The sequence below is a fragment of the Methanocorpusculum bavaricum DSM 4179 genome (assembly GCF_000430905.1).
In the GTDB taxonomy this organism is placed as follows: domain Archaea; phylum Halobacteriota; class Methanomicrobia; order Methanomicrobiales; family Methanocorpusculaceae; genus Methanocorpusculum; species Methanocorpusculum parvum.
In genome coordinates this window covers 43,574-59,141 of the sequence record NZ_AUMX01000002.1, presented here as the reverse complement: position 1 = coordinate 59,141, position 15,568 = coordinate 43,574, and the positions used below count along the sequence as shown (strand labels likewise).

The 15,568-nt window shown below is 52.4% G+C and carries 14 protein-coding genes; 3 read left to right on the top strand and 11 right to left on the bottom strand.

The features are described 5' to 3' along the window. Positions 1–3 precede the first annotated feature (3 nt). The 7 genes from H575_RS09455 to H575_RS08875 form a co-directional block, all read right to left on the bottom strand. Positions 4–180 carry a hypothetical protein gene (locus H575_RS09455; RefSeq protein WP_167816131.1) on the bottom strand — a complete coding sequence of 59 codons (177 nt, stop codon included), beginning with the start codon at positions 178–180 and terminating at the stop codon, positions 4–6. 91 nt (positions 181–271) lie between these two features. Then, a complete protein-coding gene (locus H575_RS02135) occupies positions 272–523 on the bottom strand; it encodes a DUF7123 family protein (RefSeq protein ID WP_042697216.1) in 252 nt (83 codons plus the stop codon). 103 nt (positions 524–626) lie between these two features. Continuing rightward, positions 627–2,465 (bottom strand): DHH family phosphoesterase, encoded by a 1,839-nt coding sequence (locus tag H575_RS02130; RefSeq protein WP_042697213.1) that lies wholly within the window; start codon positions 2,463–2,465, stop codon positions 627–629. 5 nt (positions 2,466–2,470) lie between these two features. After that, positions 2,471–3,679, bottom strand: a complete 1,209-nt coding sequence (locus H575_RS02125; RefSeq protein ID WP_042697209.1) for a potassium channel family protein — start codon at positions 3,677–3,679, stop codon at positions 2,471–2,473. Positions 3,680–3,814: 135 nt separating this feature from the next. Beyond that, the gene (locus H575_RS02120) at positions 3,815–5,017 is read right to left on the bottom strand and encodes a M24 family metallopeptidase (protein ID WP_042697682.1); all 1,203 of its coding nucleotides are present in this window, start codon (positions 5,015–5,017) and stop codon (positions 3,815–3,817) included. 96 nt (positions 5,018–5,113) lie between these two features. Then, positions 5,114–6,757, bottom strand: coding sequence for a dihydroxy-acid dehydratase (ilvD, locus tag H575_RS02115; protein WP_042697206.1), 1,644 nt, complete (start codon positions 6,755–6,757; stop codon positions 5,114–5,116). 62 nt (positions 6,758–6,819) lie between these two features. Further along, positions 6,820–7,365: a GNAT family N-acetyltransferase gene (locus tag H575_RS08875; RefSeq protein ID WP_052319916.1), complete on the bottom strand. Its 546-nt coding sequence runs from the start codon at positions 7,363–7,365 to the stop codon at positions 6,820–6,822. A gap of 162 nt (positions 7,366–7,527) precedes the next feature. Between H575_RS08875 and H575_RS02105 the strand changes: the two genes are divergently transcribed. Together H575_RS02105 and H575_RS02100 are read left to right on the top strand one after the other, a co-directional pair. Beyond that, positions 7,528–8,379 (top strand): malate dehydrogenase, encoded by an 852-nt coding sequence (locus H575_RS02105; RefSeq protein WP_042697201.1) that lies wholly within the window; start codon positions 7,528–7,530, stop codon positions 8,377–8,379. After that, positions 8,380–10,770, top strand: a complete 2,391-nt coding sequence (locus H575_RS02100; RefSeq protein WP_042697197.1) for a DNA-directed DNA polymerase — start codon at positions 8,380–8,382, stop codon at positions 10,768–10,770. Between the two features lie 297 nt (positions 10,771–11,067). On the opposite strand, the gene H575_RS02095 is transcribed toward H575_RS02100, so the two are convergent. From H575_RS02095 to H575_RS02080, 4 genes are all read right to left on the bottom strand, one after another. Then, entirely contained in the window at positions 11,068–11,949 is an 882-nt protein-coding gene (locus H575_RS02095; RefSeq protein ID WP_052319915.1) for a transposase, read from the bottom strand. 251 nt (positions 11,950–12,200) lie between these two features. Continuing rightward, on the bottom strand, positions 12,201–12,914 hold the full coding sequence (locus tag H575_RS09480) for a hypothetical protein (protein WP_042697194.1): 714 nt from the start codon (positions 12,912–12,914) through the stop codon (positions 12,201–12,203). A gap of 62 nt (positions 12,915–12,976) precedes the next feature. Beyond that, positions 12,977–13,753, bottom strand: a complete 777-nt coding sequence (locus tag H575_RS02085; protein ID WP_042697191.1) for a hypothetical protein — start codon at positions 13,751–13,753, stop codon at positions 12,977–12,979. A gap of 74 nt (positions 13,754–13,827) precedes the next feature. Then, positions 13,828–14,907: a GHMP kinase gene (locus tag H575_RS02080; RefSeq protein ID WP_042697187.1), complete on the bottom strand. Its 1,080-nt coding sequence runs from the start codon at positions 14,905–14,907 to the stop codon at positions 13,828–13,830. 117 nt (positions 14,908–15,024) lie between these two features. Here H575_RS02080 and H575_RS02075 point away from each other — a divergent pair, with 117 nt between their 5' ends. Then, positions 15,025–15,459 (top strand): hypothetical protein, encoded by a 435-nt coding sequence (locus tag H575_RS02075; RefSeq protein WP_042697185.1) that lies wholly within the window; start codon positions 15,025–15,027, stop codon positions 15,457–15,459. Positions 15,460–15,568: the final 109 nt, after the last annotated feature.

Below are 15,568 nucleotides of genomic sequence, written 5' to 3'. Positions count from 1 at the left end.
TGCCTATTCAGCCCTCTCGACGATGACACGGACTTTGTCGCCGGCCTTGAGACCGGAGCCTTTCGGGACATCTATGTTGAACCAGTGAGGACCCTGCTGCGCCATAAGACAGTCCTTTTCCCCGTCGATATCAGATACAAATTCCAAGGTTTCCACTATCTCAAAAATTTTAACAGCCATACTAACATAGAGGAAAGGAACAGTAATTAAGTTTGTTGTTTTCCTCCGGGAAAACAAAAAGGGAATATCGGGGTGATATCAGATATTCTATTTACATCGATCTGTTTGTTACCATCCATGTGGTACTGTTGGAGTAACTCCAGCGGCTGATATCCAGCTCATCACAGATTTCGGAGAGGATGGCGAGATTTGTCCCAACTTCCTTTGAAGAGAGACCGAGATCTTTTGCGATATACTTCGCTTTAAAAAATCTCCCGCCCTTGGATACACCTGCTTTCAGGTATCCGAGGATCTTCGCCTGGGTTTCGTTGTATCGTTCAAGAATTGTTTTAGGTTCGGCCATTTTGACTTACCTCACGTAAGTATTGTATCTTTTACATTATAAAGATATTGTTATGAAGGCTCTGCATGATCGAAACTGATCAAAAAAAAGTTATCCGGGTGTTTTAGAGTGATGCTGCCGGAAATTGAGAGATTTTTTCGACCATCTTTTCGATGACCTGCGTACGCATGCCTTCGACAAATTTGATGCTGCCGACGACAAGGTGACCGCCGCCGGAGATCCCTGCTCCGGGCATCTCATCCCGCATGGATCTGACCATCTGCGGGATATTCATCCGAACACCACGGGATCTGATGACCGCAAAGTCCGGACCAAGACCGAGCGTGACGACCGGTTCGTTCACGTACTTTTTGCAGAGGATATCGTGAACTTCGCCGGAGGATTTGCCCGGAGGCGGGAAAGTGAACCGGTGTGCAAACATCTCCACATCGGCAAGGAACAGATTCGCACCGGAAGTGAGTTTCTGATCATGGACATGCGGCATCATGGTGTTCATCTGATCCTCGATCGCGAGGTTTGCCTCGGTTACGAGAAGGTTCACGAGTTTTAGATGGCGTTCCGGAGCATTGTTGATGTTGAGGATGTCTTTGACGATCTCGCGTCCGTCATTGAATCTGAGCCAGTACTGCTCGTAATCAAGGGACAGGGCCATATCCTTGCATTCATCGCGGGTGTATTTTCCTTCGATCAATGCAAGATAGGAGTCAAGCTCGGGAGCCTCGCTTCTGTCCGCAACGCCGGCAACTGCCGGGAAATGCATGATGCGTGATTCGACGGCGGGGTTGATCAGCCGGGCAATTTCCGTTCCAAGCATGCCTGCAGTGACGCCGAAGTCGCCGCCGACATGATAGGGATTGACATGGCAAAGGAGATACTTGTCGATCGTGTCATCGGGATGGTGGTGGTCGGCAACGATGACGTCAAGACCATAGACCTCGGTCATCTTGTATGACGGCATGTCTTCTTCGGTCGATCCGTTGTCCATGAGAAGGATGAGCGGAAGTTTCTGACCGAACCGGACATTGTCTTTGAGCATCATGTCCAGATCGCGGGTCACATCTTCTATCTCATAGAAGGGAGCCTTCGAGGGCGAGCGGCGCAGAAGGAAGTTGTCCTGATCCGGATCTCCGCCATTGTCCCGGATGAACTGGGTCACGGCTGTTTCGACAGAGACAGCAGCACAGATTCCGTCGGCATCCGCGTGGTGACGGATGATGATCGGCTGCTGAGTGAGAACGGCACGGCGGACGATCTTTGCAAGTTTTCGCATCTCGGGCCAGAGAGCTTCGATGACATCGCTTTTGACCATCGGGCTGACTTCCGGAGGTTCGGCGCGGGCTTCAAGAGCACGGTTGATCCGGCCGCGGACGTTGTCGGCTTCCTCGCCTTTGAGGACCTGCATGCCGGAGACCTCGATCTGCATCTGGTTGTTTCTGCGGGTGGCTTCGCCGAATACTCTGACGATGTCGCCGAGATTTACTTCAGGATAGGACCGGACGCCTGCTTCGGTGAAAGCCGCCGCATCCTCGACGCCTGAGTCATCACAGATGGTGAAGATGGTCGGACCCGAGGTCTGTTTGATCTGCACGACATCAGCTTCGATCGTCACGTTTCTGCCGATTTTTGATGCGAGATCGGAGAGTTTTGTAAGCGTGACTTTTTTTGCGACAAGCTGGGTCTCATAGCTTCCTTCCTGAAGGATGACCTCCCGGAGATCGATATTGCCGTTGGGACGGACTTGATTGACGAGAACGATGATCGAATCGCGTTCCTGTTTATCGGTCAGCACATTGCTTTTATGGAGAAGACCTTTGGTTTTGTCATTTAACTGAACGAAGGTGCCAAAGGTCGCAAAACCCTGGACTTTGCCGATGTACATGCTGCCTTCAACGATGTCATCGACTTCACAACCCGGACCAAGCCGGTATACGATATCTGTCATTAGTATTATTCCTCTTCAAAATCCTCTATTTCATCGGTATCTGCACCGCAGAGACCATAGAGCTTTTCTTCACCGTCACGTCTGCCGCGGGCGACCAGAAGGTCGCCGGCATACAGACAGACGTTTCGCCCAGGACGATAGATCCATCTGTTTTCATGTTTTACGGCAAATATGACCATTCCGGTCACGGTACCTACATGAGACTCAGCAAGGGATTTTTTGTCAAGAGTGGATCCTTCATGGACCGTGACCCACGCAATGATCTCATCAGACTCCCGAACGATCCGTTTGAGGATCGCGGGCACTTCGATCTCCCGAAGAACGACATCAGCAATCGAGCTTGCCGCGTCCGAGATCGACTCGGCAAACGAAGACATATACAGCATTCCGCGCAGACTTGCGACATCCTCGGTGCGTTTGGCCGCTTCGAGGGTCCACAGATCGAGCCGAAGCCGCATCTCGTCGAGCTCCTCTTCGAGCGCCACGACTTCATTTGCCAGATCCAGATTTTCATGGAGCAGAGCCGAGTATGCAAGGCCGACGGAGAGTTCGCTGATGTTTTTCATCTCGATCATGAGAGCGGCCGCACGGTCGAGATCGCTGATCGGAGACGGAGTCAGATCATCATCACCGGGGACCGGCTGACCTGCCAGTTCGCAGAGTTCGGGAAATCCGTACTCAGGACCTCGTCCGACTAGGACGTCGCCGGAGCGGAGGACCGTGTGTTTGTCAGGATCGTAGAATCTCTGACGCATTCTCCGGATCATGATGATCCGGATCCCGGTTACTGACTGGAGCTTGATGTCGCCGAGACGTGCGCCGTCAAGGGGGCTTCCGGCGGCAACGACGGTCCGATGAGTGGCTTCTTCCGCCTCGGGGAGAGCTCTGCGCAGGTTTGCCGGAAAGGAGACGTGCCGCATGATATTTTTTGCGATATCAGCCGCATGGTTGGATATCCTCTCAGAGGCTTCGGCAAGCTGAAGAAGGCCGCTCATCGGTTCGGTCTCTTCTATACGCCGTACACTCATCATACTGGTGATACGTGCCTGGTAGACAAGGTCATTCATACGTTCTTCGAGTTCTATGACTTCATCAGCTATGGCGTTGCTTTCGAAAAGCACCGCGGAATAAGCCAGATCAACCATAAGTTCGCTGATGTCCTTCATCTCGACAAGGACATCTTTCAGGTTGATCGGTTGGTTGTCACGTTCCATGATAGTGTGTATATTAGTGAGAGTTCTGACTACTTAATAAATAGGATAGCCGGACCGAGGTAAAGAATCTTTGATCAGAGCAAAAAGGTGAAATCATATTGAAAAACGGGTGTGAGGATACCGACCGTCACAGGATCAGTCCTGCCGGTTCACCGGGATGAGTCCGGTATTCCCGCCGGTTATACACTCCCCGCCGCGCGGGGTAACTATGAACGTATTTTCGATGCCGACCATCCCGACGCCGGTTATGCCGGCCTTCGGTTCTACAGCGAGCGTCATGTTCTCGACAAGCGGCTCGTCGAACCCTTTTGCGATCACCGGCATCTCGTCGATCAAAAGCCCGATCCCGTGACCGAGGAATTTCACCCGCCGGTCTTTATAGCCCATAAAGTTCTGTTTGAACTCCTCATCAAGATCATCCAGTATCGTCTGATAGATCTCTGACGGGACGGCACCCGGTTTCAGCATCGAAGAAACCGTATTCTGGATCTCAACGCACTGATAATGGGCAGCGGCCGCCGGTTCCGGCAGCGGTTTTCCAAACACGTACGTCATCGTTTTGTCTGTCAGATATCCGTGATATCCGCACCCCACATCAAGATACACCAGATCGCCGGACGCCAGTTTCCGGTCAGGGCTTCCAAGCACCGGAGCATACGGCCCGATACCCCGGTTTCCGCTCGCTCCGTTGAAATATGACGGATACAGAGAACTCTCGCCAAATCCGATGTGACCCATCCGGACTTCCGTATCAAACATCCCAAACCGTACGATCCCCTGATGACCTTCACGCACCATGACCTGATACAGCGCGGTGCCAAGTTCAGCTTCGCTCATACCCTCTTTCAACATGCCCGGGGCAAGTTCCTCCAGGACGTGACGGTGGATATCGCCGGATTTTTTCATCAGCGCCAGTTCATACGGACTTTTGACTGATCTGACGTCGGCGAACTCTCTGTCTGCTGAGGCGATGTGTCTGAACGGGAAATACTTCAGAAACCTCTGCAGATGCGCATACGAGATCAGCTCGGTTTCAGTATAGAGGGTCTCGCCGGTAACGGGTGACGCGGCCGCCGCATCGCGAAAACTTTCCATCGGACGGATATCAGCGAATCGAGACTCGTCAAGAGCACGCGAATAACTGTTTCTCACCCAGAAAACCGGCTCTTCATTCCGTGAGATCAAAAGCGCGCCGTCCTGCATCGTGCCGGTGAAGTAATAGAGATTTACCTTGCCGAAGACCGCAGCAAATGTCCATTCAGGATGCTTGCGGTCCATCTGCGCATGAAAACGGAGCATCCGGTTTTCAAGTTCGGCAAAAGGGACCTGAGTCTGCATAATCAGTTTGATGAGAAGAAGGGGATAATACTTGGCATCATGCGGTCGTTTGGAAACCCGCGTCATTCTTCCGCAGAATGCCCGAAAAAAAGAGGATTATTCCAAAACGGCGCCTTTATCGGCCTGACCGGCGTAGCGTGCATAGCGTGCAAGAACGCCTTTCAGCTGACGCTCTTTTGGAACCCACGCTTTTCTTCTCTCTGCAAGTTCCGTCGCATCTACCAGAAGATCCAGCGTCTGCTCATACAGATCAATCTTTATGATATCCCCTTCACGGACCAGACCGATCGGTCCGCCTGCCTTTGCTTCCGGAGCGACATGACCGATACACGGACCGCGGGTTCCGCCGGAAAAGCGTCCGTCTGTTACGAGAGCTACATGGGTATAGCCAAGACCCATCAGCGCCGAGGTCGGGGAAAGCATCTCCGGCATACCGGGTCCGCCTTTCGGCCCCTCATACCGGATGACGATCACGTCGCCCTCAACGATCTTTCCGGTGAGGATCGCATCCATCGCCTCATTCTCCCCGTCGAACACCCGCGCCGGTCCTTCATGCTTCCACATCGCATCGATCACTGCCGACGATTTGATCACCGATCCGTTCGGCGCAAGCGAGCCTTTCAGGATCTTCAGCCCGCCGGCCTTGTGGACAGCGTTCGTAAGACTGTGGATAACGTTCTCATCCACATACTTCACGCCGTCGGCGATCGCAAACACCGATCTTCCCGAGACCGTCATACAGTCTTCAAGGTGAGGGCGGATCTGTTTGAACACCGCAGGGATGCCGCCCGAGTGATATAACGTCTGCATCGAGTGGGGACCTCCCGGCTGCATCGAGCAGATGTGCGGAACGATCCCTCCCATCCTGGTAAAATCATCAAGGGTCAGCGGGACCTCCGCTTCCTGGGCGATCGCCATCAGATGGAGAACGGTGTTCGTTGAACCGCCAAGCGCCATATCTACGGCGATGGCGTTTTGCAGCGACTCTTTCGTGATGATATCACGGGGTTTGATGTCAGCTTTGATCAGTTCAACGACACGGAAACCGCTTTCATAGGCGAGCCGAAGTTTTGCTGAATCCACTGCGGGGATCGCGGCACAGCCGGGAAGGGACATTCCCATCGCTTCCGTCATGCAGGCCATAGTATTTGCCGTATATAATCCCTGGCAGCTCCCGCACCCTGGCATTGCCGCGGCTTCCAGCTCATGAAGTTCCTCCTCGGTCATCTTGTGGGCAGCCACCTTGCCGACGCCTTCAAAAATATCCGTGAGGGAAAGTTCGCAGCCTTTGTGATGGCCTGGAAGCATATTCCCGCCGGTGATAACGATTGCCGGAATATTGCACCTTGCCGCCGCCATAAGCATACCCGGAACGATCTTGTCACACGTACATATACAGACAAGAGCATCGAACCGGTGCGCCTGGATCATGAGTTCAACGGAGTCCGCGATGTTTTCCCGCGAGGCAAGCGAGTACCGCATGCCTTCATGTCCCATCGCGATCCCGTCGCAGATGCCTATCGTGTTGAACTCAAAAGGCGTGCCGCCTCCTGCCGCAACTCCCTCTCGGACGCGTTCGGCGACCATGCGAAGATGCGTATGGCCCGGAACGATCGTGTTCCAGGAGTTGGCGATCCCGACAAAGGGTTTGTCCATCTCTTTATCCGATATCCCAAGTGAGCGTATAAGAGACCGGTTGGGTGCTCTGGTGTATCCTGATTTCACATCATCGCTGCGCATCTGAATCACATAGATAAAGGGAATAGAGTATAATAAAACAAGCGGCCGGTAAAAATACCGGCTTATCGGTGATGAAGTCCTTCTTCCGTCAGATTGTCCCAGAAGATCTTTCCCATGATCTTCAGATCGGTATATTTTCCGTCAAGGTAAAACGCCATTTTTTTGGTTCCTTCCAGTTCATATCCCAACCGTTCATACAGACAGACGGCACGCGGATTGGTGTCGGCGACCATACACTCTATTCGGATAAAACCGCGTTTACTGACCTCATCTTCAAGAAACTTCATCGCCTTTGTCCCGATGCTCATACCCCAGTACGCGGGTTCTATGTACAGAAAAAAAATGGCACTATGCGAAAGCCGGGTCCCGGGCGGCTGGGAATAAAAGCCTGCTCCGCCGATTATCCGGTCCTTGTAATGCATACACCAGAGCGAGACGAGACCTGACTGGATGTACGACCATAAAGCCAGCGTCGCCTCCATCGAAACCGGAGGGATTGATTCGAAATGCTCTGCTATCTCGGGAATATTGCATAACTCGTTGATCCGCCCAAGTTCCGACTCCTGAACCGGACAAAACCGGACCTCTGCAGCGATACGTTCAGCCATAAGCTAGTGTGGGAAGCGGGATGCAATAAATATATCGTGCAAAAAAACGCGGGCGGATCCTTTGGGCGATGCCTGGATAAAAAAGGGATCGCCGCCGGGATTTGCCGCCCGGTCAGACAGTGTCGCCAGCATTAAAGCCAACCAAAACCAATACTACAGCAGATGACCATAGTTGCATGCCTTGGAGTGGGCAGAATAGGCGGAGAGGTCGCATATGTTTCAGCCCTCAGAAAATTTGCCGACGAACTCGTCCTTTTTGATATCAGCGAACCCCTGCAGCATGCCCAGAAACTCGATATAACCCACGGGATCGATATCCCCGTATCCACAAATACCGCCGACCTGAAAGACGCCGACTACTGTATCTTCTCTGCCGGATACTCGCGTTCGCCCAAAATCAGGACCCGTGCCGATCTTTTTGATAAAAATCTCCCGATCGCAAAGGAGTCGGCGGAACTTCTGAAAGGATTCTCCGGCAAACTCATCGTCGTAACCAACCCGATGGATGTCTTTACCTGGTACTTTGCCAAGCAAAGCTGCCTCGACGAGAGTCAGGTCGTCGGCTTCGGCGGCCTTCTTGACAGCCGGCGGTTTACCGTAGCGCTCAAAGCTCTCGGAATCGAAGCGGAAGGCCAGGTCCTCGGCGAACACGGGGAACATCAGGTCCCGCTCTTCTCCGCTCTCGACATCGACATCCCTGATTCCGTAAGAGAGGAGATCCTGACCGGACTTCGCGGATCCTCGATGCCGGTGATCAAAGGAAAAGCCGGAACGGTTTTTGGTCCGGCATACCACATCGTCTCGATGATGGAGCGAATCGAAAAAGGCGAGCGGATCACCTGCTCTCTTCCGGCAGACGGCGCTTACGGGATAGAAGGCTGCGCACTGGGTCTTCCGGCCGTCGTAACACGTTCCGGCGCAAAGATCGATGAAAGCCTGAAGTTCGATCCCTGGGAACTGGAAAAACTTCTCGAAGCTGCGGCGTTTCTCCAGGGACTCTGCAGGAGAGTATAGATGGAGATCGCCATCAATCAGGCCGAATACTCAAATGCGCCCGGCGGCCCGGTCGTTCACATATTCGGACGGGAAGCGGACGGGACCCCCCATCAGCTGAAAGTCACCGGATTTCGCCCCTACTTCTGGGTCAGGGAAGGTGAGGCCGAGAAGATACGCGCGGAAAAGATCGAGGTCACAAAGGACAAAGGCATCTCCATCAAAGGTGAACCTCTTCGCCGGATCTATACGGAAAAACCCGGCGATGTCAGAAACGTCAGGGAAAACTATCACCATTTCGAAGCCGACATCCCGTTCGCCACCAGGTTTCTGATCGACACCGGCCTCACCGGAGGCGTCTGTGCTCCGTCTGAAGAGTGTTCATACACGGAACTTTCACCGGCAACGGTGATCTCCAGGCCAAGGGTCTGCATGTGCGATATCGAGTGTGATGACAGAAACGGATTTCCCGAACCCGAACGCGACCCGGTCACCTGCATAACCTGTCATGACTCGTTCGACGACCGGTATACGACCTTTGTGCTGAACGGAAAGACCAAAGGAGCGTATGATAAAGCGGCGCCGCTTCCAAGCGGATGTTTTTCCAACACGCACTCGATCTTTTCCTATGACACCGAACGCGATCTGTTTTCCGGCTTCATCGACTACATCCGGGAGAAGGATCCTGACATCCTCTCCGGGTGGAACTTCATCGACTTCGACGCCGAGTACATCCTCAAACGGGCCGAGACCCTAGGTTTCCGTTCCGAGGTTTTTGCCCGGATGCCCGGAATGACCGAGCGAAATGCAATGAGGGGGCGGGTCATCTTCGATCTTCTTGCTGCCTACAAAAAGATGCAGGGAAGTCAGAAGGAGTCGTATCGTCTGGACGCCGTCGCCGAAGATGAACTTGGCGAGACCAAAGTGCGGTATACCGGAACTCTCGGTGATCTCTGGGATAATGATCCCCTGAAGATGGTGGAGTACAACTTCAAGGATGTGGAGCTCTGCGTCGGGATCAACAGAAAGAACAACATCATCGAGTTCTATCAGGAAGTTGCCAGATATGTGGGCTGTCCTCTGGACAAAACGCTGAACTCTTCGAATGTGATCGATATCTATATCCTCAGAAAAGCGTTCGGCAAATTCATCCTGCCGTCCAAAGGAAACGCTTCAGGGGAGGAGTTTGAGGGAGCGACCGTTTTTGCTCCGAGCAAAGGCGTCAGAGAGAACGTCATCGTTCTGGATCTGAAATCCCTTTATCCGATGGCGATGATGACACTGAACGCCTCACCGGAGACGAAATCACCTGACGGCGAGATCCATGCCCCAAACGGGATCAGATTCAAAAGATCCCCGGACGGACTGACCCGGTCGATCATCAGCGAGCTGATGACCGAACGTGACGAGCGGAAAAAACTCAGGAACAGTTTTCCGTTCGGATCGGACGAGTACACTCTGTATGATATGCAGCAGAATGTGCTGAAGGTCATCATGAACACGTACTACGGGGTCTCGGGTTTTTCCCGGTTCAGGCTGTATGACAGGGATATCGGGGCTGCCGTGACATCGGTCGGCCGTGCGATCATCCAGCATACAAAAACAGTCATCACCAAACGCGGGTATGAGGTGATCTATGGAGATACGGATTCCTGCTTTGTCCAGATCCCTCCCCTGTCTCTCGAAGAGACGATGAAGGTCGCCCGCGAGATCGAGGAGGAACTCAACGCAAGCTACCAGTCGTTTGCAGAGGAGACGCTCGGCGCGGATATGAACTTCTTCTCGATCAAGTTCGAGAAGATCTACCGGAGATTTTTCCAGGGCGGGGCAAAGAAGCGGTATGCCGGTCATCTCATCTGGAAAGAGGGGCAGGATGTCGATAAGATCGATATCACCGGCTTTGAGATGAAGAGATCGGATTCCGCGCAGATCACCCGCGAAGTACAGGAGCGTGTTCTGGAGATGATCCTTAAAGGAGACGGCAGGGAAGATGTGAAAAAGTATCTCCCGGAGGTGTTGAACTTCTACCGTGAAGGAAGATGCCCGCTCGAAAAGGCAGGCATTCCAAGCGGGATAAACAAGTCTCTTGCCGATTATGCTCACCTGGATTCACACGGAAGGGGAGCGATCTACTCGAATACGTATCTTGGAACAGACTTCAAACGCGGCAGTAAGCCCAAGCGGCTGTACATCAAGCGGACAAATATGCCTGAAAAATATCCGGAGACAGATGTGCTCTGCTATGAGTACCCGGATCAGATCCCAGCAGGAGCATTCGAGATCGACTGGGAAACGATGCTCGAAAAAACGATCCAGGCACCACTCAACCGGATCTTCGACGCGCTCGGCTGGGACTGGGACGAGTTCGATCCGACCAAATCCAGAAAAACTACGCTGGATATGTTTTTCTGAAGCGGGTTGGACGCTGAAAGCGGACGACCTCAGCTAGGCCGCCCCTGCGGGGCAGCCCGCTACACGCAAACCGTCGGTTTGCTCCGCTGAGGTCGGCCGCGTTCCGCGTCCAACCCGCTCCCGCAGAAAGGCAAGCACCTCGGTCGCAAGGCAAAGCCTTGGTCGCAAACCTTCGGTTTGCTTGGCTAAGGGCGAGCCTATCGACTCACCCCGCCTCAGCTGAGGTCGGCCGCGTTCCGCGTCCAACCCGCTACACGCAAACCTTCGGTTTGCTCTGCTAAGGGCGAGCCTTGCGGCTCACCCCGCTTCTTCCGACATCTCTACGAGTTTTGTCTGAACCGAATAGGTCATCTTCACGAGCGGATTTGCGATCCCGATCTTCTTTGGCAGTTTTTTGTTTCGGGAAATACACTCCTGAATCACCTCCGCCTCCATGAACTGCCGGTACACTTTCCGTGACAGTGCATCCAGATTCTGCGCCTCGAGCCCCTCCGAGAAATAGAAATAGGTTACACTGCCGGGTTTCACGATCTTTATCCCGTATATGCCGTGGTTTGGTTCTGCCTCCTTCGGATTGATCTTGATCGGATCCCTCTGCCAAAACGTTTTGATGATCTTATCGTCACTGGTGTTCAGTTTCTTTGCGGTCAAATAGTCATGCCTGCATGCTCCAATGAGTTCCAGATTTTGTTTTGATCCGGCTCCTTTATCGAAGATGATCAGGGAACCTTCGGTGAGTTTTTTCTGGGATTGAAGAAACGTTGACCGAAAATGGGTGACGTCATTTACATTTCCGGCTTTCACCGTTACGCCGATCGGTAGATTGATCGGGTGAGCAAGTTCGGTGATCCCAAGAGTTATCTGCTGTTTATCCGGTCGATGGTCACGACTGTAGCCGTATTTTCCCAAAGGTGAGGCACTTCCGTGAAGAACAAGGCTTGTCCAGTCGATATTTACGTCGGTGTGCTCGAACTGACAGCGGGAAAATATTCTCTCCTGTAATCCCGATATGATGCATGCACTGTTTTCACCGAGTGTTTCGAGAAGACGATACAGCGTTTTTCCTGTGAACGGCGGGAGATCGTAGTATTCTCTGGTTTCCGGCTGCATGAGCCAGGAATGAGCACGTTTGATGCTGAAGTTGTCGCTGAGTTTGTAGGCGGTGAGGGAGGTGAACACTTTTTTCTGAGGAGGGGAGGGCGAATCGGAAAAGATATGTGGGGAGCGTAATACTGAGTGTCTCTGTGCGTCGGTTGGTTTTCATTGGGTAAAATTAAATTGACGGCTCACGGGGACTAGTTTTCTCTTTTGTTGCGTTTACGGGATGTCTGAAGGAAGGATATTTTTGCAACTGTCAAAGTCAGATTATACCATTTTTGGGTTGATGACCCCCGGTATTTTCTTTGTTCCCATGGAGATCGGTGAGTAGATCAGAAAGCTGTTTTTCGCAGCTCTGCGTCGATGTCCATGTCAAGGATCTTATTGTCGGTGAGCCCGAGCTTATAGGGATTGACGGTCATCGTCATGACATCACCTTTGACGACGAAGATGATCGAGGTGGAACCGTAGGCTCCCCGATACCTGCCGCTGCCAAGATATGACCAGGTGATCTCCCGGTCGAACGGGACATTGTCATACCCCGGAGCATTCAGCACTCCGGTGACCCGGGCGGTGTTGTCTGCACGGAAAACGACACGGAAGTCTGCGGAGGCTTTGACGATGAAAAGGTTGATCGTCTTTGAGCCTATCCATGTGCCGACGATCTCTTTCGTTCCCTCAGGCAGCGGGGTCGGTGTTGGCGTTGGTGTAGGTGTCTTTGTGACAGTCGGGGTCGGGGTCTTTGTAGGGGTGGGAGTCTTTGTGACAGTCGGGGTCGGAGTTTTTGCAGGGGTGGAAGTCTTTGTGACCGTTGGAGTCGGAGTTTTTGCAGGGGTGGGAGTCTTTGTGACAGTCGGGGTAGGGGTTTTTGCAGGGGAGGGGGTCTTCATTACCGTCGGGGTAGGGATTGGGGTCTCATCCGGACCTGAGCCGATATCCTGCAGAAATGCCGGGAGATACGGAGAGATACGATCATAATTCAATCCAACCGCTGCTCCGCCGGCAACACAGAGCAGACATAACATGATTGTCAGAACCTTACCCATAGATACTTTCTATTCTGAGTCAGAGACGAAAAGAGTTTGGGTAAAATAAAAAAAAGATGGGGTTATACTTTTTTTGTCGGTATCGAAAGCGGGTTGTCCATTCCCTCGACACCGAGTTTGGACGGGACAAGTGTCACCACAAGATCCGCACCCACGAGCTGGAGAGGCAGGACCTCAGAGCCGTACTTGGCCTGATACTTGTTTTCATTCACATACTCCCAGGTTACATCCTTCGTAAAGGACTTTTTCTGGCCCATCACGTCAAACGTTCCGGCGATCGTTCCGGTACCGTCAGCTTTGTAGACCATAGTAAGATCATAGGAGACCACGCCGTCTTCAGAACCTTTCCAGTTTCCGACGACTGCGTCAGGCGATGTAGTGGTTGGAACAGGCGTCGCTGCCGACGTCTGGGTCGCTGTTGGTGCAGCGCCGGTGGAACGCTTCATGTTGATATCGTAATCGATATCGAAGTCAGCAATGCCCATCTTCATCGGGTTCACCGTGATAGTGAGCGTATCGCCGGTCAGATAGATCGCAAGGGAGTTGTCCCCGCTCTTTCCAACATACTGGTTGCCTGATACATACTCCCATTTCAGGTTTGCATTCAGGTTTTTGCTCATACCGCCGCCGCTGAAGCTGCCGGTCAGTTTTGCGGTCCCGTCCGCATTGCAGACGAGCGTCATATCATAGGAAACGAGCAGACCGTTTTCTACGCCGACCCAGGTGCCGACGAGGGCATCCGGAGCCGTTTCTGCTGGCGGTTGGGTCCCGACACACCCGGCGGCACACACGCAGGCGAGAAGAACGACAAACACCCCTCCAAGAAGTTTAACATTCATACATTCTATTCTTGGAAGAGAAGAGGGTTAATACTTTTCTCTGTGATAATATTTCCGAGCGTTTTTTCGTATGTTCAGTGTCGGGAGAGACGGATCCCGATGTTGTCGGCCTTCGTGGAAACGGATATCTCCAGACCGAGCGGATCCAGAATCAGCTGCATCTCCGATTCGGTTTTTTCGGTGACCACACAGATAGAAGGACCTACCGAACTCATGGCGACGAACTCAAGGCCCGCCTGCCTGAGAGCGTTCATATGCTGATATATTATGAATGTGTGGTGCTGGACCTCGGCACGTTTCGAGCCGCGGAACTCGATCTCCCACATGATATCCCCCATCTTTTTTAAATCTCCTTTTTCGATGGCCGGGATCATGTCCATCATGATCATGTATGCTTTGAGTTCACGGTCCCGGTAGTCAAGGGTCCGTGCACGGTTCATGAGAAGGGAGAACTCCTCAAGACCGGCGTTGTCATCTTCGGAGTGGATGTTGGGCGTTATGATAAAGACGTTTTTGTCTTCAGCGAAGGCGTGCTGATATACATGGGTCAGCTGATCGCCCATGACGTTCATGCCGCCGTAGATCGAGGTGGCGGCACCGACACCGGTCTCGAATCCGAACGCGATCATGCCTGGTTCATTGGTCTCTTCAACATAGTTGTGACCGATGAGCCGGCGGATCCCGTCATACGTGAGCGGGCGGCCGACTGCTTCGTTCATGGCAGAGATGACTGCTGTCGCAGTCGTACAGGTGGAACCGAGCCCGACATGTTCTTTGCCGTGATCCTCGGTCCTGATCAGAAATCCTCCAGCGTATCCGGTGACCGCTTTGAATGCGGCAACCAGATGTTCGATCAGAAGGATACGGGGGGAGTCGATGACGATTTTTTCAGGAGTGCAGGACACCGTCGCATTACTGTAGAGCTGCAGCGCAAATCCTAGTCCGCCGCCGCCAGGCATTCCCGGAGAGAAACGGTTCATATCCAATACGGTCAGGTGGACGCGGGCCGGAACTGTGGCTTTGAATGATTCTTTTTGCGGGACAGGGGGTTGTACAACAGGGATTTCTCTGTAAAGATGTTCACCGGGATGAAAGGAGGTGAAATCATACTCGACAAGATCGAGATCGCCGCCTCTGATTTTCAGAATGGCCATAGGTGTTCGTCGTTAGATGAAGCGGGAGATATTATAATGGTTTTCATATACGGAACGCAGCTGATAACGGGTGAATGAGCAGACACATGCAATATAGCATCATATGGTTTATTGAAAATGAGGTGGATGCAAAATAAATGTGGAAAGGCTCGAAATAACTGCAAAATAGCAGCAGAAGATCAATTTATTTATACACCCCCCAGGAAAGAACGACCAGGGATGCGGAAAATACCAGGACATACCTATTTTGAGAGAGAAGTTTCTGCAACGGTTTTTGTGATTTATACGCCGCATCAGGAAGAGGTTGACCAACTACTTCCAGAATCAGACCCATACAAACACCTTGCTGCCGCTTTTTTCAAAACATATTTTGATAAAGACGGCAACGTCAGGATGGATACAGATATGTGCCAAAGCCCAAACACCGCACCCAAACATCAGAAAAAACGCAAGGAAGATACAGGATGCGGAGATCTTACTCAGGCAGATGAACGACACCAAAAATACCGATCCGAAAAATCAAATCAGCAGACGGAGACACAAAAAATCTGAGGGCAGAAGACAGGCTCCAAAAAATTTTCAGGATGCAGAAAAATATCGCCTTCATAGCTTCGCTGTAATGCCTTTTTGAAACATCGGCAGTATGATTGATCGTCCAGAC